Below are 20,716 nucleotides of genomic sequence, written 5' to 3' on the forward strand. Positions count from 1 at the left end.
TCCCGGGGCGTAGCGGGGCGGGCCGGCGCGTCCGACGGCCGTACGGGGCCGGGCGGGGGCCCTCGCCGGTCGTACGGGGCTCAGCCGGGCGCCCGGGTCACCGCGTCCAGGGCAGGTCCGCGCCGGAGTCCTGCGGCTGGAGCCCCTCCGCCACGATCTGCATGATCTCGCCGAGCTGCGCCACCTGCTCCGTCGACAGCCGGTCGAACATCGCCTGGCGGACCGCCTCGACATGCCCGGGGGCCGTCCGTCGCAGCACCTCGTAGCCCTCCTCGGTGAGGATGGCGTTCTGGCCGCGCTTGTCGGACGGACAGTCCTCACGACGCACCCAGCCGTGCTTCTCCAGCCGGCTGACGGCGTGCGAGAGGCGGGATCGGGTGATCTTGGCGTCAATGGCCAGTTGGGTCATCCGCATCCGGCGCCGGGGCGCCTGCGCGAGCTGGACGAGCAGGCCGTAGTAGATGTGCGGCATCCCGGCGTCCCGTTGCAACTGGCGGTCGAGATGATCGTCGAAGAGCCTGGTGGCATGGAGGTAGGCGCGCCAGACGCGCTGTTCGTCGTCGTTGAGCCAGCGGGGCGCGCCATTGCCCCCACCCGTGGATGCCGTGTTCATAACCCCACTGTACGACTTGTTCTTGAAAGTTGAACTAAATGGGTCTACTGTTCGGTAAAGCTTGAAGATTCAAGGAGAATGGAGTGGTCCCCATGGCCGCCACCCCCGGCGCCCCGCTCGCGGCCCCGTCCCCCGAGCGTATGCCCGCCCTCTACCTCTCCCACGGCGCCCCACCACTCGCCGACGACCCGGTCTGGCCCGGCCAGCTCGCCGCCTGGGCCGGGGACCTGCCGCGCCCCACCGCGATCCTGATGGTCTCCGCCCACTGGGAGGAGGCCCCCCTGGCGATCGGCGCGACCGAGACCCTGCCGCTGGTGTACGACTTCTGGGGCTTCCCCGAGCACTACTACGGCGTTCGCTACGAGGCGCCCGGCGCCCCCCTGCTCGCCGACTCCGTACGGAAGCTGCTGCGCGCCCCCGGGGCGCCCGTGCAGGACATCCCCGACCGGGGACTCGACCACGGCGCGTACGTCCCGCTGGTCGAGATGTACCCCGGCGCGGACATCCCCGTACTCCAGATCTCCATGCCCACCCTCGATCCGGGGCGGCTGATGGAGATCGGCCGCAGGCTCGCGCCGCTGCGGGACGAGGGCGTGCTGATCGTCGGCAGCGGATTCTTCACCCACAATCTGGCCGCGCTGCGCCACAGTGGTGTGCCCGGCTGGTCGACCGAGTTCGACGACTGGGGACAGCGGGCGCTGGCCGCCGCCGATGTCGACGCGCTGCTGGACTTCGAGAACAAGTCCCCGGCCGGCCGGCTCGCCCACCCCCGTACCGAACACTTCGCACCGCTCTTCGTCACTCTCGGGGCGGCGGGGGACGACCTGGACGGCGGGCGGAGCGTGATCGACGGCTTCTGGATGGGGCTGGCGAAGCGCTCGGTGCAGTTCGGACAGGCCAACGCCCACTGAGGCTCCTCGAGCTCCTGGGCCCGGACAGGGCCTAGAGGAAGGGCTCGTTCATCTCGATGGACCGGACGGCCGCCGTCAGCGCGAGCCCGTCGCCGATGTCGAGCGCGGTGTCCGTGAACTTGATCGTATGGTCGTCGCCGTGCGCCGCGGCCCGCTCGAAGATCTCCTCCGCCGTCGCCCGGGTCGGGGTGTACGGGGCGGGCCCGGCCGGTGCGTACGCCGCGGTGACCGCCGCGCTCGCCGCCCAGGCTGCCCCCAGACTCGGCGCCCACAGCGCGCGGGGGAGCGCCGGCAGCGTCCGCAGTACGGCGTTGGGCGCGGTCGCCGCGTGCACCAGCATCACCGGCTCACCGTGACCGTGCGTGGCGTAACGGTGGGTCGCCGCCGTGACCAGCTCCCGCAGCCGCTCCCGGGCCGTGTCCGGGTCCGCCGACGCGTCGGGCCAGTCGGGGAAGGCGGTGAGCTGCTCCAGCCGGTGCACGATGCCGCCGGACGGGTCGGGCACCCTCGGCACCGCGTCCAGCGCGGCGGCCGCGCTCGGGGCCCGGTCGAGCGCCCGCAGCGCGGGCAGCGGTTGATGGCGGGCCGCCCAGTACCCGAGGGCGTGCGCCACCTCGGTGACGCGCGGCCCGGTCTCCGCACCGGTCAGCAGAGTGCGTACGGCGTGGCCCACCCGGATCACCGGATGCGTCGCCCCCGCCGCGATGCCGGGCAGCAGCCGGGGCCACCACTCGGCGAGGACATCGCGCCAGGGCCGCTCGGCCGTCGCCCGCTCGAAGTGGACCGCCCAGTCGGCGATCCGGCGCGGGTCGCCCAGGGCCTCGCGCCAGTTGTCGCCGGTCACCGGAGTGCTGACCTCCGGCATGTCCTCCAGCTTGTTCCGGTAGCGGTCCAGCCACCGGTGGACGGTGTCCCCCTGACCGTGCCGGACGAGTGCTTCCACGGCCATGGGGGCGTGATTGCTCAGCCAGCCGTCCCGTTCGGGACCCGTGCGGTGCAGCCGCTCCAGTGCCTCGTCGAGCTTCCCCGTGGCATCGTCCACGGCGGTCCGGGCCGGCGCCGGGGCGCCGGCCCGCTCGCTGTCCGTGATGGTCGCTGTCTGTTCTTCGTGCGCCGGACTCTCCATGCCGGGGACCCTAGGCAGTGGTGTGGTCGGTCCGTAACGGGCTGGAGTCCTAGGTCCCCGGGAGGGGCCCTAGACCTCCAGCCCCAGTCGCTTCTCGTACCAGGTGATGTCCCAGTAGCGCCCGAACTTCCGGCCCGCCTCGTGGTACGTCCCGATCGGACGGAAGTCGAACCGGTCGTGCAGCCGGGTGGACGCCTCATTGGGCTGGGTGATCCCCGCGTAGACCCGGTGGACGTCCTCGTCCGCCAGCGCCTCGAAGAGCGACTTGTACAGCAGGGTGCCGATCCCCCGGCCGGCCGCCTCGGGAGCGCAGTAGACACTGACCTCCACCGAGGTGTCATAGGCCGCCTTGGGCCGCAGCGGGCTGCTCGTCACATAGCCGAGGAGATTCCCCCAGCCGTCGCCTTCCGGTCGCGCATCCTCATTTCGGACATCCCGAGCAACCAGAAGCCGGTGCCGGCCGTCTTCAGGGTGGGAACGCAACCACGGGATGCGTTGTTCTTCAGTGAAGGCGGTTGTGTCGAAAGTGATGGCTGTCTCAAGGATGTAGTGGTTGTAGAGCGCCGTCAGGGCCCCCAGATCGGCCTCTGTTCCCGGCCTGACCTGCACTTCTGCGTGTTTGTGTGGCATCTGCCCTCCCCTAATGGCGGGACAGGGTACTGCAAGATCGTAAAAATCGGCGTAGGCCGTGGGAATTCTGTCCGGTTTCCAATCGTTGATTCCATCGGATGCAGGGCACCCGGAAGGGTGTCGCGACCAACTCAGCAAGGGAGCTCGCATGGCAACCCGTGCCGTCGCCCGCCGCCAGTCCGACACCACCAGGACCAGCGGCAGGGCAAGCAGCGTTCGCGCAGTAGGCGGCGAGATCGCCGACCGCGACCTGGTCGGCATGTATCTCGACGAGATCGCGCGCACACCCCTGCTCGACGCCGCCAAGGAGGTCGAGCTCTCCCAGACCATCGAGGCCGGGGTCTACGCACAGCAGATCCTTGGCAAGGAGGTCGAGAGCGAGGCCGGTGGCGCCGAGCGCGAAGAGCTGGAGGCCCTGGTGGCCGCCGGCGAGCGGGCGAAGGACGTCTTCATCCGGTCCAATCTCCGGCTGGTCGTCGCCGTGGCCCGCCGCTACCCGCGCAGCGGCCTGCCCCTGCTCGACCTGATCCAGGAGGGGAATGCGGGCCTGGTGCGCGCGGTCGAGAAGTTCGACTACGCCAAGGGCTTCAAGTTCTCCACGTACGCCACCTGGTGGATCCGTCAGGCCATCACCCGTTCCATAGCCGACCAGTCCCGCACCATCCGCCTCCCCGTCCACCTGGTGGAGGAGCTGGGCCGCATCCGCCGCGTCCAGCGCGAGTTCAACCGTGAGAAGGGCCGCGAGCCCGAGCCCACGGAGATCGCGGCGGAGCTGGACTCGACCCCCGCGCGCGTCATCGACGTGCTCGACTGGGCGCGCGACCCCGTCAGCCTCAACATGGCGGTGGACGACGCGGGCGAGACCCAGTTCGGCGATCTGCTGGAGGACACCTCGGCGGTCTCGCCGGAGCAGTCGGTGCTCACGCTGCTGCGCAGCGAGGGCCTGGAGGATCTGATCGGCAAGCTCGACCAGCGCACGGCGTCGATCATCCGGATGCGGTACGGGATCATGGACGGCCGCGAGCGGACACTGACGGAGGTCGGCAAGGAGCACGGCCTCACACGTGAGAGGATCCGCCAGATCGAGAAGCACGCGCTGCTCGAACTGAAGCGCATGGCGAGGGACACGGGCTTCGACGCGGCGGCCTGACCCTCCCCCCCCCAGAACCGGACCCCGAGGCCCACCCCCCCTGGCCTCGGGGTCCTTCCCTGTCCGGGCCCGCCTAGACCTCGGCGGACCGGGCGAGGGTGATGAGTCCGGCCCATGCGGCAGGGCTGACCGCCAGGGAGGGGCCGCTCGGGCGCTTGCTGTCGCGGACAGGCACGACACCGTTCGCGGATGCGTCCGCGGGGGCCCACTCGATGCACGAACCACCGTTGTTGCTGTAGGAGGACTTGAACCACTGGGCCGTACTCAGGTCACTGGCCATCGTGGGGATCCTTAGAGGTCGGTGGACCGGGCGAGGGTGATGAGTCCGGCCCATGCGGTAGGGCTGACCTTCAGGGAGGGTCCGTTGGGACGCTTGCTGTCCCTGACGGGAATGGCGCCGTTCGCGGATGCGTGCGCGGGGGCCCACTCGATGCAATTGCCCCCCTGCTGACTGTATGTCGACTTGGCCCACCGGGCCGTACTCAGGTCACCGTCCATCTTGGAAATCCTTCCGAGCAGCGCTGATCAGGTCCAGGGAGGCCGCCGGGGACAGCGCACCTGCCTGCAAGTGATCGTAGGCCCTTTCCCAGGCTCTTATGAGATTGTCGTCTCGCTCTAAATAGCCACGACTCGCCGACTCGGTGTAGCCCACGACTGTCCGATCACGCATGGTCAGCAGCACCACGGGGAGTAGCAGTGGGCGTAGATGTCCCATGCTGAACGGGACCAGTTGAACCGTCACGTGTGGCGCCCTGGCTTGCTGCGCAAGGTGTTCGAGCTGGTCAGCCATCACGTCATGCCCACCGACCTTGCGGCACAGGCAGCTCTCATCCAGCACCGCGTAGAGAAGTGGCGCGTCCCGTGCTTCCAGTAGGCGTTTTTGGCGAGTCCTCAGGAGTGCCACCCGCTCCGCGCCCAGTTCTGGCGTGATTGCTCCCCGCTCCACGTCTGCTTGCGCAAGAGCTTCTGCGTACCGAGGAGTCTGGAAAATGCCCGGGATGACTCCAAGTTCGAACGTATAGAGCTTCGTCGCCTTCACCTCCTCCTGGAGGTACTCGGGAAACCCCTCCAGGAGGACGGTCTTCCTGATGGCCTGCCACATGACTTCGAACGTCGCCCCCGTGCCAAGCGCGGTGTCAGCCCGCCTCGCGAACTGCAACGTGGGGGATTTGCGGCACGTTTCTACGGCAGACACGTGCGTTCCCGAGTAGCCCATCCGTTCGGCTAGTTGGTCTTGAATCCATTCGTTAGATTCGCGTGACCTGCGGAGTTGTGCACCGAATGCAGCGCGGGGCGAGGACTGTGGGTCAAGGTCTTTGCGATTCATGAGCCATCCCAAATCTTCCCAGCTTATCGGCAGGTTGAAGATGTGCCCGACTCTAAGTCACGCTGAGCCGCCTTGGTAGTGAAACCACTACGGAGAGGAGTCGTCGGCGTGACGAGTCTCGACCATCCCGATCGCGGCGAATTACCGATCCGGTCGGTGCTCGCGTGGCCGCCCTGCCGTTGCGGGAACGCGATCTGCCCGGATGGACCCCGTACCGAATCCCCTCAGGACGACTCGCCCGTACTCCAGGACCTGCGCGAACGGGTGCGTGAGGTCAACGAGGAGCATGAGGACTGGCGGGGGCTGTCGTGACCCGCCCGTACGCGCGGCGGGAGTACTACTGCGATGTGATCGCCGAAGGGCCCACGGGCACCGGCATAGGCGGCGGCGCATCCGTCGCCTTCGTTCTCGCGACCAGGTCGGAGATCTCCCCGCGCCGCGCGCTGGCGTGGATGTGCTGGCAGGCGCGGCGGATCGCGGACCGGCTGGACCCCGACCCGAGGTCCGCCCCCTGGGCGCGACCGGTCACCGCACACGGACACAGCACCCGGCCCGACGGACCGACCAGGCTCCGCGTCTGGGCCGACGCCGTCGAGCGCAGCACCACCGTCCGCGACCAGCTCAGAACCGGCGCTCCCCTGACCCTCACCGTGGACGACGGGGGCAACGGCGTCTTCCGGCTGGCGATCTGGCCCGTGACCGTACGGCTGGGCCCCGAACCGGAGATATCCACCGACCCCCGCGAGAGAGTGAGCGAGAGATGACCGAGCCTTTCCGGAGCCAGGAGAAGCCCGTTGAGCTGCCCATGCTCCCGGTGCCGGCGCCACCCGCCCCGATGGCGGACTGCACCCTGTGCGGACTGCTCGACGCATGGCGGACGGCCCACAACGACCCGCGCCACTCCGCCTACGACCCGTCGAGCGGCATCGACTGCAACGTCGAGATCCGCAACCACCCGCACGATCCGCCGAGGATGACCCTCCCGGCCCGGGTCCCGGGGCCGAGGTAACGGGTCTGCTGGGGGCGGCGGCCCTGATCCCGGGCCCCCGCCCCTCAGCCGCCACCGCCTCGGCCACCTCAGCCGTCGCAGGCGGACCTCGTGGAGCGCGTCAGCCGCGTGCCGAGGGACTTCAGGTACGCGACCAGTTCGGCCGGGCCGTGCACCGTGAAGTCGCAGTCCACCAGGGCCAGTCGCAGGCCCATCCACTCCACCGAGTCCGCCGACCGGGCCAGCAGACGGCAGCCGGAGGCCGTCTCCGTCAGCGGGCCCAGCGACTTCGGGAGCCGCGCCGTCACGAAGGCGGCCGGTGCCTCGAAGCTCACATCGACCTCGTACTCCGGCCGGTCCCGCGTGGCCGAGGCGTTCAGCATCTTCCCGACGTCACCGGTCGGCAGCTCGCGCGGTTCGAACCTCGCTCCCGTCGCGAACGGCTCCGACACCCGGTCCACCCGGAAGGTCCGCCAGTCCTCCCGCCCCATGTCGTACGCGACGAGGTACCAGCGGTATCCGGTCGACACCAGCCGGTACGGCTCCACCAGCCGCCGCGTCTGCGCGCCGTCGCCCGCCCGGTAGGCGAACCGCAGCCGCTCCTGTCCCGTCGCCGCGCCCGCGAGTGTGGTCAGCGTGCGGGGGTCGATCGTCGCGCCGTCGCCCCGGGTCAGCGGAATCGTTGCCGACTGAAGGGTCGTCACCCGGTGCCGCAGCCGGGAGGGCAGGACCTGTTCCAGCTTGCCGAGGGCCCGTACGGACGCCTCCTCGATGCCCTCGATGGCGTGGCCCGCGCCCGCCCGCAGCCCCACGGCGATGGCGACGGCCTCCTCGTCGTCCAGGAGCAGCGGGGGCATCGCGCTTCCGGCGACCAGCCGGTAGCCGCCGATCGCGCCCCGGGTCGCCTCGACCGGATAGCCCAGGTCCCGCAGCCGGTCGATGTCCCGTCGGATCGTGCGCGGGCTCACGTCGAGCCGCTGGGCCAGCTCACTGCCGGGCCATTCGCGGGGGGTCTGGAGGAGGGAGAGCAGATTCAGCAGCCGTGCCGGGGTGTCCGTCATGTCTTCCAGGATGCGGTTATCTAGGTCGTGCCCGGGCCTAATTGACTCCTACGGTCGGCGCATGAGTTCAGAGAGCCAACCGGCCACTCCACCCACCACCCCACTCGACGCGGCGGCCGACCGCCGTCGCTGGATCGCGCTCGCCGTCATCATGACCGCCGCGTTCATGGACCTGGTGGACGTCACCATCGTCAACATCGCGATCCCGAGCATCGAACGGGACCTCGGCGCGTCCTTCGGCGCCATCCAGTGGATCACCGCTGGATACGCGCTCGCCTTCGCGGCCGGACTGATCACCGGTGGGCGGCTCGGCGACATCTACGGCCGCAAGCGGCTCTTCCTCGTCGGCATCACGGGCTTCACCCTCGCGTCCGCGCTCTGTGGACTCGCCGGGAGCGCGGAGCTTCTGGTCGCGGCCCGGCTGCTCCAGGGCGCGACGGCCGCGCTGATGGTCCCGCAGGTGCTGGCGATCGTCCACGCGACCTTCCCGGCGCACGAACGCGGCAAGGTCTTCGGGCTGTTCGGCGCGATCGTCGGACTGGGCGCGGTCTCCGGTCCGCTGCTCGGCGCGCTGCTGACCGAGTGGAACCTCTTCGGCCTCGGCTGGCGGCCGATCTTCCTGATCAATCTGCCGGTGGGCATCGCCGGGCTCATCCTGGGCCGGAAGTACATCACCGAGTCCCGCGCGCCGCAGGCGCTCCGGCTCGACCTGCTCGGCGTCGTCCTGGTCACGACGGCGCTGCTGATGCTGATCTATCCGCTGACGCGCGGCCGTGAGCTGGACTGGCCGCTCTGGGGACACCTCTGCATGGTGGGCAGCCTGGCGGTCTTCGCCGTGTTCGTGGCGTACGAGCGGTACAAGACGCGCAAGGACGGCTCGCCGCTGGTCGAACTCTCCCTGTTCCGGGTGAAGAGCTTCGCCGCCGGAATCGCCGTACAGCTCACCTTCGGTATCGCGCTGGGTGTGTTCTTCCTGGTCTGGACGTTGTACATGCAGATCGGTCTCGGCTGGAGCGCGCTGCGGGCGGGGCTGACAGGGGTGCCGTTCTCCATCGCGGTGTCGGCGGCGGCCGGGGTGTCCGTACAACTGCTGGTGCCACGGTTCGGGCGGAAGGTGCTCCAGGCGGGCGCGCTGACGATGGCGGCCGGGGTGCTGATCTACATCTGGGAGGCCGCGCGGTACGGCACCGGGATCCACTCCTGGCAGATGGTGTTGCCGCTGGTGGTGATGGGCCTCGGCATGGGGCTGATCGTGGCGCCGCTGACGGACGCGGTCCTCTCGGAGGTGCCCCGCGAGCACGCCGGTTCGGCGTCCGGACTGATCAGCACGGTGCAGCAGATGGGTACGGCGCTGGGGCTCGGCCTGGTGTCGGTGGTGTTCTTCGGGACGATCGACGAGGAGCGGATGGCGCTGGGCCCGGCGGCGGGGGACGCGTTCGTGGACGCGTTCCAGAACTCGCTGTGGTGGGTGACGGCGGTGCTGGTCGTGATCTTCACGGTGATGTTCGCGCTGCCGAAGCGCCCGAAGCAGCATCTGGAGGGCGCCACGGCGGACACCCTGCCCGATCCGGCGCCCGAGCCCGAGTCCGGTAAGGCGCCCGCACTGACCCGCTGAGCCCTCCGGGCGACCGGCGCGCTCAACCGGTCAGCAGGCGGCAGGCGGGACGGAATCCGTGCTCCCGTATTCCCGAACGTATTCCCGCACCACTGACGGACGCCCGGTCGAGGGACCTACCTCCTGGCCAGGCGTCCGTCAGTGCGTGGACGGACGGCCGGGGGCGTGGAGGGACACCCGTGATGGGCCCCCGCGACGGGGCCCGTGTGAGGACCCGTGCCGGGATCCAGGCGCGGGCGGGGGTGCGGTCAGCGCACCCGGGCCCGGTGCTCCATCGCCTCCCGCGCGGTGTGCTCCGTGCCGTACACCTCGCACATATGGCGGCCGTCGGGCGTCGCCGTGTGCTCCACCTCCCACAGGCTCACCTCCGTGCCGTCGAGGAGCAGGAAGGCGTGCTCGTAGAGCGTGAAGCCCGCGTCCTTGCCCTCGACCCGGCACTGACGGCCGAAGACCTGGGTGATGTGGTGCGCGAACGCGGTCCGCAGCAGCCGTGCCGTCTGCTTGCCCGGACGGTCGGCGTTCTCCGCGCGGCGCAGGACGCGACGGGCGTGGTCAGCCGAATTGTCCGGGACGTACATCCGGGGGAGCGCGGCCGGAGGCGCGGCCATCAGGCTGGTCAGCAGCTCGAAGTCCGAGTCGAGGTCCGCGCTGTGGACGCCGGGACCCGTCGCGTCCTGCTCGGCGGAGCCGTCCTCTCCGGCCGGACGGGAGGAGGCCCCCGGCGGTCCGTCGAGGTCACCGAAGCCCGGGAACCCGGCGGGCAGCCGGGAGGCGGCGAGCCTGACCTCGGATTCGTCCGTGTACAGCTCATGCTGCTCGATGCCGTCGGGGGTCGAGCTGTGGACCAGCTCCCACAGGACCAGGGAACTGCCGTCGCTCAGGAGGTAGGCATGCCGATAGGTCGCGCGGTCGAGGGCCGCGGTGTGGTGTGAGGAGTGCAGTGAACTCGCGTGCGCCAGCGCCGAGTCGAGCCTCTCGATCGTGGTGTCGGGCAGTTCGAAGGAGTTGAGCGCCCGACCCATGAGTCGTTCGAGGTGTGTCTCGGTTGTCTCGTACGGATCGTTCAAGGTGGGTCTCCAGGCCGTCGCCACAAGTAACTCGTTGATTGCTAAAAGTAGCCCCTGGGTCCGACAACGCGTCCTGCGTTCGGGAAAACGAAGGAACTCTTTGTGAAGTTCCCCGGGCCGCGCCAACTCCCCTATACCGCACATCAGTCGATGTCGTACAGCTCCCGGTACGAGGGGAATACCCCACCCGGTCCCGCCGTACTCCGCGAGGCGAGAACTGCCTTCACGATCGCCTGGGTCACGACGTCCGCGCCCGCGGCCAGCACGTCATTGAGGCCGAGGGGGTTGTCGGCGGGCAGCGGCACGGCTCCGGTGGCCAGCGCGAAGACGGTGTCCCCGTCACTGAGGAGATGAACCGGCCGCACGGCGCGCGCGATGCCGTCGTGCGCCGTCCCCGCGAGCTTCTGCGCCTGGGCGCGGGTGATATCGGCGTCCGTGGCCACCACGGCGAGCGTGGTGTTCAGCGGCGGCGGCCCACTCGCCTTCTGAGCCTCCGCCAGCCTCAGCCCGGCCGCCCGGTGGACCTCGGGCGACGGAGGGTCCGCCGGACCGGGCCCGGCCCCGGTCCCGTCCCCCGCCCCGGTCTCGGCCTCGTGGAAGTACCGCCCGTACAGCACTCCTGTGCGGGGGTCGAGCACCGAGCCCACCGCGTTGACGACCACCAGGGCCGCGACCGTGACCCCCGAACCCGCCAGCACCGTACTCGCCGTGCCGACACCGCCCTTGAGGCCGCCGACCACCGCGCCCGTACCGGCACCGACACCGCCCATCGCCACCGGAGCACCGGGCCCGGTACGCGCCGCGTCCTCGATCGCCGCCCGCCCGGTCGCGGCGTCCGGTCTGGCCCGCCACTCCCCGCCGCGCCCCAGATCGAAGAGGCAGGCCGCGGGCACCACGGGCACCACCTGCCCGGGGCCGCCGACCGGGACGCCCCGGCCCTGCTCCTCCAGCCAGGCCATCACACCGCTCGCCGCGTCCAGGCCGTAGGCGCTGCCACCGGTCAGGACGACGGCGTCGATCCGGCCCACCAGATTGCGGGGGTCCAGTGCGTCGGTCTCCCGGGTGCCGGGCCCACCGCCCCGTACGTCCACGGCGGCCACCACCCCGCCCTCGGGGGCGAGGACGACGGTCGTCCCGCTGAGGGCCCGCTCGCCGGGCACCCGCGCGTGCCCGACCCGCAGCCCAGCCACATCCGTCAGGGCGTCCCGCCGGTCCGGACCCGTCACCTGACCGCCGGCCTGACCGCTCGCCTGATCCCTCGCCTGATCCGTCACCGGGTCGCTCGCCGTGTCACTCACCCTCTCGCCCTCGCCACGCCACACACGCCCCTCACTCCCGCCCCGCCACTCAAGCCCCTTGGGTATCACGCGTTGGACCGGACGGGACCGGATGTGGGGGACTGATAGCTGAGCGTTACACCGACCATCACCGTCGCGGCAGCCACCAGACCGGCCGCCAGCACCGCCCAGCCGCCCGCGAACGTACAGCCGAGGATGGCGACCGCCGCCAGCGGCAGCGGAAGTTGCTGCGCCGTGCCGCGCTTGAAATGGCGGGCGTGCAGCAGCCAGACCATCAGGAGGAAGACCGCCGTGGGCACGGTGACGGCGGCGCTCGCCGCGAACTCCGAGATGTGCGCCTTGCCGACCGCGTGCTCGATCGCCACCTCCATACCCGCGCCGATCGCCGCCGCCGAACCGAAGATCAGCACATGGCCGTACCCCCAGGGGAGCGCCTGCCGATTGGAGATCAGCCGCTCGTGTGCCGGGACGGCGAAATAGATCCACCACGCCGAGAACACGATCAGCAGCCCGCCACAGGCGATGGGCAGCAGCTCGCCCACGGCGTCGTGCTCGTCGATCGCCGACTGTACGGCGATGGTGCTCGCCGACATCGTCTCGCCGAGCACGATCAGTGTGAACAGGCCGTACCGCTCCACGATGTGGTGCGCGTTCCACGGCGTCTCCCGGTCCCGCTCGGCGATCAGCGGGACCAGCAGCTCCGCCACCACGACGATCGGGAACAGCCACCGCCGGTCCTGCTCCGGCGCGAACAGCAGCGCCACCCAGGCCGCCTGGCAGATCATGATTCCGACGGCATAGGTCAGCGCGACCTTCCTGGCCCCTCCCGTCTCCGCGGCGGCCGCCCGCAGCCACTGGGTCGTCAGCGCCAGCCGCATGATCAGATAGCCGATGACGGCGATCGTCCAGTCGTTGGCGTTGTACGCCCGGGGGACACCGGCCGCGTAGACGAGGACACCCGCGATCTGGACCAGGGTCGCGATCCGGTAGGGCACGTCGTCGCAGTCGTAGGCGGAGGCGAACCAGGTGAAGTTCATCCAGGCCCACCACACGCCCCAGAAGACAAAGCAGTAGCCGATGAAACCCGTGCCGGGATGGCCCTCGGCGAGGGCGTGCACTAGCTGACGGCCCGCCTGCGCCACCGCCACGACGAAGCAGAGGTCGAAGAACAGCTCCAGCGGTGTGGCCGCGCGGTGCGCGTCGTCGCGGCGCCGGGGCACCATCCGGCGCAGCGGTTCGTAGCCGTCGCCCGCGAAATCCGGGCCGACCGGGGTGGCTGGGGGCGTCATGGCCCCAGAACACCAGAGGGGGGACGCCCGCGCGCCGCGTCCTCCGCCCCGTACGGGCCGACTGGACCAATCCGTCACCCCACCGCCTGACGCCCACCCGGCAGTGTCTGACATCTGCCCGGCAGCACCTGATGCCTGCCCTGTCCGGGCAGCTCGCCGCTCCAGCGTCCCGGTCGGGGCCGGGCGCCCGGAGCGGGGGAGTTCGAGCCTTGCCGTCCTGGGCGGGTCCTGGGGTTCGGCGCGGGGGACTCGGTGCCTCACCGTGCCGGGCGGGGTCGGGCGCCCGGAGCGGGGGAGTTCGAGCCTTGCCGTCCTGGGCGGGTCCTGGGGTTCGGCGCGGGGGACTCGGTGCCTCACCGTGCCGGTCGGGGTCGGGCGCCCGGAGCGGGGGAGTTCGAGCCTTGCCGTCCTGGGCGGGTCCTGGGGTTCGGCGCGGGGGACTCGGTGCCTCACCGTGCCGGTCGGGGCCCGCCGCCCGGGGCCGGGGAGTTCGAGCCTTGCCGTCCCGGGCGGGTTCCGCAGCCGGGCGCCGGGAACTCCGGGCCTCACCGTCCCGGGCGGGGCCGGCCGACCGGCGCGGGGGACTCGGTGCCCCACCGTGCCGGGTGGGGGCCGCCGAGTGGCGCCGGGAACTCCGGGCTCTCCTCTTCCGGTCGGGGCCGGGCGCGTCGGTGGGGGCGCCGCCGTACCCTGGAGGCATGAGCACCGCCCCCGCCCCCGGACCGCGAGACGCGAAGCCCCCTCGGCAGCAGTCCCCGAAGCCGAGGATCGACTTCGACGATCCGCTGGACCAGCAGTCCTCGGACGATACGGACCGCGGGTGGGGCGAGCGGCCTTCCGCGCGGGGCGACGGCGCCGACGACTTGGCGCGCTTCCTCGACGAGAAGCCGCCCCACCACGCGTAGACCTTCGCTACGGCCGCTCGGACGCGGGGCCGAAGCCAGGATTCGAGCCGGGGCCCGAAGCGGGACCCTGGCCTGCACCCGGGCCCGCACCGGGGCGCGACTGGGTCACCAGCGCGTCGCGGATCTCCTTCAGGACCTCCAGCTCGGACAGCTCGACGACCTCCTTCGCCCCTTCCTTCGCCGCGTCCCTGGCCGCCTTCCGCGCCAGGTACTTGGACATCGGCAGCACCATCAGGAAGTAGACGACGGCCGCCGTGATCAGGAACGTCAGCGTGGCCCCGATGACGGAACCCCACATGATCTTGATGCCGTCGACCTCGCCGTTCACCACCTTGCAGGTGCCCTTGATGCAGGAGCTGTAGGAGTCGAGATCCTTGGTGCCGAAGGCGCCCACCAAGGGGTTGATCACGCCCTTCACCACGGCGTTCACGATCTGAGTGAACGCGGCGCCGATGACGACGGCCACCGCCAGGTCGATCACATTGCCGCGCAACAGGAAAGCCTTGAAGCCGTCCAGGACGCTGACCTTCTTCTCGCTCACTACGGAGCCTTTCTTCACGGATACGGGAGACGGAGCCAAACGCTCCGCAACCTACGTCACCGTGTGGTCGGGCTGTCCACTCCGCGCTGGCGAAGAGGTGACGGGGTTGTACGTCTGTGCGAGGGCGCGTACGACCGCGGTTCACCACACCGTCACCGCCAGGGTCGAGGTCGCGCTCGCGGCGGCCAGCTCGGCCGCGACGGCACGCGGCACGGAGAGCACCACCAGCGCCCCGCCGCCCTCCGCTGCCCGGCCCACCCCCGGCACCTCGGTGACCCGGACTCCCCGGGCCACCACCCGGGCCTCCGGCGGCTCGCCCGGCCCGTAGAACGCGACCGGCGCCGCGATCACATCGACGCGGTCGCCCGGCCGGAGCAGCCGGACCGTCCCCGCGTCGGCGATCCGCACCGGGGCGGAGACCAGCTTCAGAGCGGACCGTGGCGGATGTCGCCGGGCCGGGGCGGAGGCCGCACCGGAACCGCCCGCCGCGCGGGCGGAGCCGTCACCACCCGCCGTGTGCGCTGAGCCGGAACCACCCGTCCTGCCGGCTGAGCCGGAACCACCCGAAGCCCGGGGCGAGCCGGAACCACCCGCCGTATCCGCCGAGCCGGAACCGTCCGTGTCAGCCGCGGAACCGGGGCCGTCCGCGCCACCACCGCGCGCGGCCCCGGGGCCGTCCGGCCCACGGGCGCCCGATGCGGCGAGGGCAGCCGCCGTCAGGGCGAGTCCGGCCGCCAGGGTCCTGCGTCGGCGCCGGACCGCCCGGCGCAGCCGATGGGCCCCGCGCCCCGTCCGTAACGGAGGGAACTGCGGCACCACCCGGGGCTCGGGCGCGGGTGAGCCGATCCCTCCCGCGCAATCGACCGGCCCGCCCCCGCCCCCGCCCCCGCACCTCGTCATGGAGAGCGGAGGCAGGGGAGGGGGAGGTGGGGTGTGACGAGGGGGGCTCGCGGGGCGAGAAGGGGAGGGGGAGGGAAAGGGGGACATTCGTGTGCACCGCCTGCCGTGGAGGGACCTGCCGGTTGGTCACCGACCGCTCGCTCCCCACGATCCCCGCTCGGCCCCGCCCGCGTCGGCGCCTGTGGACGGCCGCCCGGTTGTGGACAACTCCGTCACCTGGACGGTTCCCACACCGGGACCATCCCCTCGCCCACAGCACCGGCCGGAAGTCCGCCGGCCATCCGGGACGGGCCCCGACCGGACCCACGCCGGGCAAACCCCGGCCCAGCCCGGTCCGGCCCGGCACCCCGGTCCAGCCCGGTCCGGCCCGGCACCATGGTGGTCCCGGTGGTCCCAGCCGTCCCGGTGGCCCCAGCCGTCCCGTTCGTCCCGACCCAGGCCGGCGGAATCCGCATTCCGGCAGGGTCACTCCGTCACGGCAGTTCCAGCCCCAGGTCCCAGCCGTCATGGGCGTCCACGCACAGACAGTCCCGGTCCGCGTTGGTCGGCAGCGCCCCCACCGCGTCGAAGAGCACGTCGCGGAGCTGACCCACCTTCTCGCCGAAGACCCGCATGACCTCCTGGTGCGAGACCCCGTCACCCGTCTCGGTCCCCGCGTCCAGGTCGGTGACGAGGGTCAGCGATGTGTAGCAGAGCGCCAGTTCCCGGGCGAGCACCGCCTCCGGGTGGCCGGTCATCCCCACCACCGACCAGCCGGCCGCCGCGTGCCACCGGGACTCCGCCCGGGTGGAGAAGCGCGGTCCCTCCACGACCACCAGCGTCCCGCCGTCCACCGCCTCCCACGCGCGTCCGCGGGCCGCCTTCAGCGCCACGGCCCGCCCGGCGGGGCAGTACGGATCGGCGAAGGTGGTGTGGACGACATTGGGGACGACCCCGTCGGCCCGTGGCTCGCCGTCGAAGTAGGTCTGCGCCCGCGCCTTCGTGCGGTCCACCAACTGATCGGGCACGAGCAGCGTCCCCGGTCCGTACTCGGGACGGAGTCCGCCCACCGCGCACGGTCCCAGCACCTGCCGGACGCCGACCGAGCGCAGGGCCCACAGATTGGCCCGGTAGTTGATGCGGTGCGGCGGGAGGTGGTGTCCGCGCCCGTGCCGGGGGAGGAAGGCGACCTTCCGGCCCGCCACCTCGCCGAGGAAGAGGGAGTCGCTGGGGCTGCCGTACGGGGTGTCCACCTGGACCTCGGTCACGTCCTCCAGGAAGGAGTAGAAGCCCGACCCGCCGATTACGCCGATCTCTGCGTTCGCGTTCGCCATACCGATCACACTATCGACGCGCCGGGGCCCCGAGGAACGGGGCCGGATACGCGGAGCGGACAGCCGGAAACGCTGACACGAGGGCCGGAAACGCCGGGCGGACGGCCGGGAACGCCGAAGACCCCGCCGTACGAGACGACAGGGCCTTCAGACGAAAACGATGAACGACGAAATCTGCGAAAGGGTGTGCGGAGTGCGGAGGCTCAGGCCGCCGAGCTGCCGCTGCCCGCGCTGCTCGAAGAGGAAGACGACGACTTCGCGGACGAGCCGGCCGGAGCCGAGGACGACGACGAAGACGTCGAGCTCTTGGCGTCGGACGACGACGAGGACGAAGATTCAGTCGACTTCGCGGCGGACGCCGTGGCGGGGGTGCTGCTGGACGACGAGCCGCGACTGTCGTTGCGGTAGAAACCTGACCCCTTGAAGACGATGCCGACCGCGGAGAACACCTTCTTGAGGCGTCCGTCACAGCTCGGGCAGACGGTCAGGGCGTCATCGGTGAACTTCTGCACCGCCTCTAGGCCCTCGCCGCATTCGGTGCACTGATACTGGTAGGTCGGCACTGGTCTTCCTCCTGGCACTCTCACTCAATGAGTGCTAACGACGGTCCATAGTGACGTATTCCGCTGGATCAGTCCACCGTCACCCGCGCGCGGTGATCCTTCCCACTCGCCCCACGCGCCGCGATCCGCCCCACTGCCTCGGTCGAACCCGCCTTCGGCGCGAGCCGTGAGCGCAGTGCCAGCAGGGTCACCAGCGCCAGCGCCGTACCCACCAGGGGAACCGTGAATCCGGCGCTCGCGCCATGCGCGTCGGCGAGCTGTCCGGCGGCCGTGACCGCCGCGGCCTGGCCGAGAGCCACCGCGCCCGTGAGCCAGGTGAACGCCTCCGTACGGGCCGTGCTCGGCACCAGCGATTCGACGAGCGTGTAGCCGCTGATCAGGGCCGGAGCGATGCAGAGGCCGACCAGCAGACCGAGGACCGCCAGCAGGGCGACCGAGTCCACCGCCCACAGGAAGGAGGCGGCCAGGGTGAGCCCCACATAACCGAGCACCAAGGGGCGGCGCGGGCCGCGCTTCCAGGCGATGGCACCGCACGCGATGCCCGCGAGCATGTTGCCCGCCGCGAAGATCCCGTACAGCAGACCGTTGGCGCCGGGGTTGCCGATCTCTTCTGTGAAGGCGGTCAGCGAAACCTGCATTCCGCCGAAGACCGAGCCGATTCCGAGGAAGGCCACCACCAGGACCCGTACGCCCGGTATCGACAGCGCGGAGACGCGCGGTCCGGCGCCGTCGGCGGACGGTTCGCGGACGGCGGGCTGGGTGCGCCGCTGGGCGGCGAAGAGCAGACCGCCGATCAGGGTCAGCGTGGCCTCGGCGATCAGTCCGGCGGCCGGGTGGATGCCGGTGCAGAGCGCGGTCGCCAGCACCGGTCCGACGACGAAGGTGAATTCGTCCGTCACGGATTCGAAGGCCGCGGCGGTCGACATCAGCGGCGACCCCTCCAGCTTCGCCGCCCAGCGGGCCCGCACCATCGGCCCGACCTGCGGTACCGAGGCGCCCGTGGGCACGGCGGCCACAAACAGCGCCCACAGGGGGGCGTCAGCCAGTGCGAGGGCCGTCAGGGCCGACACGGACGCGGTGTGCACGAGCACGCCCGGCAGCAGCACCGCGCGCTGTCCGAAACGGTCGGCGAGTTTGCCGCTCTGCGGTGCGAAGACCGCCATGGAGACGCCGGTGACGGCGGCGACGGCGCCGGCCGTGCCGTACGAGTCGGTGGTGTGCTGGACCAGCAGGACGATGCCGATGGTCAGCATCGCGAAGGGCTGTCGGGCGAAGAAGCCGGGGAGCAGGAACGTCCATGCCCCGGGGGTGCGCAGCAGCTGACCGTAGCCGGGGCGCCGGCTGTCGGTGACCGTGGATGCCACGGTCCGTGCCTTTCTGCCGCCTGGTGGCACGCTTCCGTCTGGCTGTACGGAAGCGGCCGAGAGCTGTCCTCTCGCGCGGGACTGCGGTAGATACCGAGTCCTGTTACGAGGACGCCCGGCCGCCATACGGTCGCGCCAGCTCTGCGTCAGGCAGAGGTGGTTCGATCAAGTAATCCCTTCATCGTACAGGGACTGCCGCTGCCCCCGCCCGGCAGACGAGCGCCCCCGCCCGACACGACGAGCGGGGACACCGGCCAGTGCGCGGCGCGCGACCGCAGTAGTACGGGTGACGCCCCGCCCGGCCCCCGGCACGCACAAGACCCCCGGTGCATGAGGCCCTGGCCCACGAGGCCCCCGGTGCATGCGGCGACCGCGCCGCGCGTGCGCATGGGCCGCGCCGTACGGGACGGACGCGCGTGCGTACGGGCGGGGGGCCGTCAGCCCTTGCCCAGCCAGCCCGCCAGCTTGCCGCCCTGCCCCACGGCCCGCAGCCGCCGTTCCGCCGCGTCCCGTACCGGATCCGTCGCCACCACCAGCAGCTCGTCCCCGCGCCGCAGCACGGTCGACGGCAGGGGCACGAAGCTCTTCTCCTGCCGTACGACCAGGGTGACGGCGGCGCCGGCCGGCAGCCGTAGCTCCGCGACCTCCACGCCGTGCATCTTCGACTCGTCCGGGATCGCCACCGACAGCAGGTGCCCGCGCAGCCGCTCCAGCGGCGCCGACTCGATACCGAGGTCGGAGGGGTCGCCGGGCCCGATGCGGAGCCACTTCGCCAGCCAGGGCAGCGTCGGGCCCTGCACCAGGGTGTAGACGACGACCAGCACGAAGACGATGTTGAAGATGCGGTCGCTGCCCGCGACCCCGGCGACCATCGGAATGGTGGCCAGGATGATGGGCACGGCTCCGCGCAGACCCGCCCAGGACATCAGGATCTGTTCTCGTACCGGGGTGCGGAACGGCAGCAGACTGACGAGGACGGAGAACGGTCGCGCCACCACGGTCAGTACCAGACCCACGGTCACGGCGGGCCAGAAGTCGTCGAGCAGCTCGTGCGGGGTCACCAGCAGGCCCAGCAGGACGAACATGCCGATCTGGGCGAGCCAGCCGAGCCCCTCGGCGAATCCGCGGTTGGCGGGTGCGTGCGGCAGCTTGGAGTTGCCGAGCACCATCGACGCCAGGTAGACCGCGAGGAATCCGCTGCCGTGGGCCATGGCGCCGGCCGCGTACGCCGCGACGGCGATGGCCATCACGGCGATCGGGTAGAGGCCCGACGCGGGCAGTGCCACATGTCGCAGTGCGAACGCGCCGATGAATCCCGTCGCCAGTCCGATGCTCGCGCCGATCGCCAGTTCCAGCGCGATCGTGCCGACGAGTACGTACCAGTGGTCGACCGGGCCGGCGGTGGAGAAGGCGACCACCAGGATCACCACGGGGGCGTCGTTGAAGCCGGACTCGGCCTCCAGTACGCCGGTCACCCGGGACGGCAGTGGCACCTTGCGGAGGACGGAGAAGACGGCCGCCGCGTCCGTGGACGACACCACCGCGCCGACGATCAGCGCCTGTCGCCAGTCCAGGCCGATGAGGTAGTGGGCCGCCGCAGCCGTGATGCCCACGCTCACCGCGACGCCGACGGTCGACAGCATGACGGCCGTGGGCAGAGCGGGTTTGATCTCCTGCCACTTGGTGCCCAGGCCGCCCTCGGCGAGAATCACGACAAGCGCGGCATAGCCGATCACCTGCGTCAGTTCGGCGTTGTCGAACTTGACGTCGAAGATGCCGTCCTGGCCTATCGCGACGCCGATCCCCAGATAGAGGAGCAGGCTGGGCAGCCCACTGCGCGACGAGATGCGCACCGCCGCGACGGCGATGAGCAGCACGAGCGAGCAGATGAGCAGGAGTTCATTGAGCTGGTGGACAGTCAGTGGCCGATCCTTCCCCTCGCGCCCTGTACGTGCTGGATCGTTACTCCGGCGGGCGACACTTCGTTACCTTACCTAATCTTTAACGTTTTCTTGACGCCGGAATCCTCTTCGGGCGCATCCCGCCGCGATGTCA

Annotated in this window: 23 protein-coding genes; 7 read left to right on the plus strand and 16 right to left on the minus strand. The window is 71.0% G+C overall.

What is annotated here, in order from left to right:
• Positions 1-97: 97 nt before the first annotated feature.
• Positions 98-613, minus strand: coding sequence for a MarR family winged helix-turn-helix transcriptional regulator (locus ACH4S7_RS27670; protein ID WP_398524024.1), 516 nt, complete (start codon positions 611-613; stop codon positions 98-100).
• A gap of 92 nt (positions 614-705) precedes the next feature.
• Between ACH4S7_RS27670 and ACH4S7_RS27675 the strand changes: the two genes are divergently transcribed.
• Positions 706-1,524, plus strand: a complete 819-nt coding sequence (locus ACH4S7_RS27675) for a dioxygenase (protein WP_398524025.1) — start codon at positions 706-708, stop codon at positions 1,522-1,524.
• A 31-nt stretch (positions 1,525-1,555) separates the two neighbouring features.
• On the opposite strand, the gene ACH4S7_RS27680 is transcribed toward ACH4S7_RS27675, so the two are convergent.
• Positions 1,556-2,650, minus strand: coding sequence for a questin oxidase family protein (locus tag ACH4S7_RS27680; RefSeq protein ID WP_398524026.1), 1,095 nt, complete (start codon positions 2,648-2,650; stop codon positions 1,556-1,558).
• A gap of 69 nt (positions 2,651-2,719) precedes the next feature.
• Complete coding sequence (locus ACH4S7_RS27685) at positions 2,720-3,280, minus strand: GNAT family N-acetyltransferase (RefSeq protein WP_398524027.1); 561 nt, start codon at positions 3,278-3,280, stop codon at positions 2,720-2,722.
• Between the two features lie 148 nt (positions 3,281-3,428).
• On the opposite strand from ACH4S7_RS27685, the gene ACH4S7_RS27690 reads away from it, so the two are divergent.
• Positions 3,429-4,430, plus strand: a complete 1,002-nt coding sequence (locus ACH4S7_RS27690) for an RNA polymerase sigma factor RpoD/SigA (RefSeq protein ID WP_398524028.1) — start codon at positions 3,429-3,431, stop codon at positions 4,428-4,430.
• A gap of 73 nt (positions 4,431-4,503) precedes the next feature.
• Here the strand turns inward: ACH4S7_RS27690 and ACH4S7_RS27695 are convergent, their stop codons facing one another.
• Genes ACH4S7_RS27695 through ACH4S7_RS27705 form a run of 3 tightly spaced genes read right to left on the minus strand, consistent with a single transcriptional unit; the run spans position 4,504 to position 5,757 of the window.
• Positions 4,504-4,710 carry a DUF397 domain-containing protein gene (locus tag ACH4S7_RS27695; protein WP_398524029.1) on the minus strand — a complete coding sequence of 69 codons (207 nt, stop codon included), beginning with the start codon at positions 4,708-4,710 and terminating at the stop codon, positions 4,504-4,506.
• A gap of 11 nt (positions 4,711-4,721) precedes the next feature.
• A complete protein-coding gene (locus ACH4S7_RS27700; protein WP_398524030.1) occupies positions 4,722-4,928 on the minus strand; it encodes a DUF397 domain-containing protein in 207 nt (68 codons plus the stop codon).
• Complete coding sequence (locus ACH4S7_RS27705; protein WP_398524031.1) at positions 4,918-5,757, minus strand: Scr1 family TA system antitoxin-like transcriptional regulator; 840 nt, start codon at positions 5,755-5,757, stop codon at positions 4,918-4,920. Before ACH4S7_RS27705 ends, ACH4S7_RS27700 begins: the two co-directional genes overlap by 11 nt.
• A gap of 108 nt (positions 5,758-5,865) precedes the next feature.
• On the opposite strand from ACH4S7_RS27705, the gene ACH4S7_RS27710 reads away from it, so the two are divergent.
• Genes ACH4S7_RS27710 through ACH4S7_RS27720 form a run of 3 tightly spaced genes read left to right on the plus strand, consistent with a single transcriptional unit; the run spans position 5,866 to position 6,766 of the window.
• Positions 5,866-6,069 carry a hypothetical protein gene (locus tag ACH4S7_RS27710; protein WP_398524032.1) on the plus strand — a complete coding sequence of 68 codons (204 nt, stop codon included), beginning with the start codon at positions 5,866-5,868 and terminating at the stop codon, positions 6,067-6,069.
• Entirely contained in the window at positions 6,066-6,521 is a 456-nt protein-coding gene (locus tag ACH4S7_RS27715; protein WP_398524033.1) for a hypothetical protein, read from the plus strand. Before ACH4S7_RS27710 ends, ACH4S7_RS27715 begins: the two co-directional genes overlap by 4 nt.
• Complete coding sequence (locus ACH4S7_RS27720) at positions 6,518-6,766, plus strand: hypothetical protein (protein ID WP_398524034.1); 249 nt, start codon at positions 6,518-6,520, stop codon at positions 6,764-6,766. The genes ACH4S7_RS27715 and ACH4S7_RS27720 overlap by 4 nt, the downstream gene beginning before the upstream one ends.
• Positions 6,767-6,834: 68 nt before the next feature.
• On the opposite strand, the gene ACH4S7_RS27725 is transcribed toward ACH4S7_RS27720, so the two are convergent.
• Positions 6,835-7,806, minus strand: a complete 972-nt coding sequence (locus tag ACH4S7_RS27725; protein ID WP_398524035.1) for a helix-turn-helix transcriptional regulator — start codon at positions 7,804-7,806, stop codon at positions 6,835-6,837.
• Between the two features lie 61 nt (positions 7,807-7,867).
• On the opposite strand from ACH4S7_RS27725, the gene ACH4S7_RS27730 reads away from it, so the two are divergent.
• The gene (locus tag ACH4S7_RS27730) at positions 7,868-9,421 is read left to right on the plus strand and encodes an MFS transporter (protein ID WP_398524036.1); all 1,554 of its coding nucleotides are present in this window, start codon (positions 7,868-7,870) and stop codon (positions 9,419-9,421) included.
• A gap of 248 nt (positions 9,422-9,669) precedes the next feature.
• Here the strand turns inward: ACH4S7_RS27730 and ACH4S7_RS27735 are convergent, their stop codons facing one another.
• The 3 genes from ACH4S7_RS27735 to ACH4S7_RS27745 all read right to left on the minus strand — a co-directional run bounded on the left by ACH4S7_RS27735 (position 9,670) and on the right by ACH4S7_RS27745 (position 13,075).
• Positions 9,670-10,488: a DUF6227 family protein gene (locus ACH4S7_RS27735; protein WP_398524037.1), complete on the minus strand. Its 819-nt coding sequence runs from the start codon at positions 10,486-10,488 to the stop codon at positions 9,670-9,672.
• Positions 10,489-10,631: 143 nt separating this feature from the next.
• Positions 10,632-11,714, minus strand: coding sequence for a P1 family peptidase (locus ACH4S7_RS27740; protein WP_398524255.1), 1,083 nt, complete (start codon positions 11,712-11,714; stop codon positions 10,632-10,634).
• Between the two features lie 137 nt (positions 11,715-11,851).
• Entirely contained in the window at positions 11,852-13,075 is a 1,224-nt protein-coding gene (locus ACH4S7_RS27745; protein WP_398524038.1) for a low temperature requirement protein A, read from the minus strand.
• A gap of 698 nt (positions 13,076-13,773) precedes the next feature.
• On the opposite strand from ACH4S7_RS27745, the gene ACH4S7_RS27750 reads away from it, so the two are divergent.
• Complete coding sequence (locus ACH4S7_RS27750; protein ID WP_398524039.1) at positions 13,774-13,980, plus strand: hypothetical protein; 207 nt, start codon at positions 13,774-13,776, stop codon at positions 13,978-13,980.
• A 7-nt stretch (positions 13,981-13,987) separates the two neighbouring features.
• On the opposite strand, the gene mscL is transcribed toward ACH4S7_RS27750, so the two are convergent.
• The 6 genes from mscL to ACH4S7_RS27780 form a co-directional block, all read right to left on the minus strand.
• Positions 13,988-14,521 (minus strand): large conductance mechanosensitive channel protein MscL, encoded by a 534-nt coding sequence (gene mscL, locus ACH4S7_RS27755; RefSeq protein WP_398524040.1) that lies wholly within the window; start codon positions 14,519-14,521, stop codon positions 13,988-13,990.
• Positions 14,522-14,662: 141 nt separating this feature from the next.
• Positions 14,663-15,337 carry a hypothetical protein gene (locus tag ACH4S7_RS27760; protein ID WP_398524041.1) on the minus strand — a complete coding sequence of 225 codons (675 nt, stop codon included), beginning with the start codon at positions 15,335-15,337 and terminating at the stop codon, positions 14,663-14,665.
• Between the two features lie 557 nt (positions 15,338-15,894).
• Complete coding sequence (locus ACH4S7_RS27765; protein ID WP_398524042.1) at positions 15,895-16,734, minus strand: S-methyl-5'-thioadenosine phosphorylase; 840 nt, start codon at positions 16,732-16,734, stop codon at positions 15,895-15,897.
• Positions 16,735-16,937: 203 nt separating this feature from the next.
• Positions 16,938-17,297 carry an FmdB family zinc ribbon protein gene (locus ACH4S7_RS27770; RefSeq protein WP_398524043.1) on the minus strand — a complete coding sequence of 120 codons (360 nt, stop codon included), beginning with the start codon at positions 17,295-17,297 and terminating at the stop codon, positions 16,938-16,940.
• A 68-nt stretch (positions 17,298-17,365) separates the two neighbouring features.
• Positions 17,366-18,661 carry an MFS transporter gene (locus ACH4S7_RS27775; RefSeq protein WP_398524044.1) on the minus strand — a complete coding sequence of 432 codons (1,296 nt, stop codon included), beginning with the start codon at positions 18,659-18,661 and terminating at the stop codon, positions 17,366-17,368.
• A gap of 437 nt (positions 18,662-19,098) precedes the next feature.
• Positions 19,099-20,538: a potassium/proton antiporter gene (locus tag ACH4S7_RS27780; protein WP_398524045.1), complete on the minus strand. Its 1,440-nt coding sequence runs from the start codon at positions 20,536-20,538 to the stop codon at positions 19,099-19,101.
• Positions 20,539-20,716: the final 178 nt, after the last annotated feature.

This window comes from Streptomyces sp. NPDC020965 (genome assembly GCF_044333555.1).
Classification (GTDB): domain Bacteria; phylum Actinomycetota; class Actinomycetes; order Streptomycetales; family Streptomycetaceae; genus Streptomyces.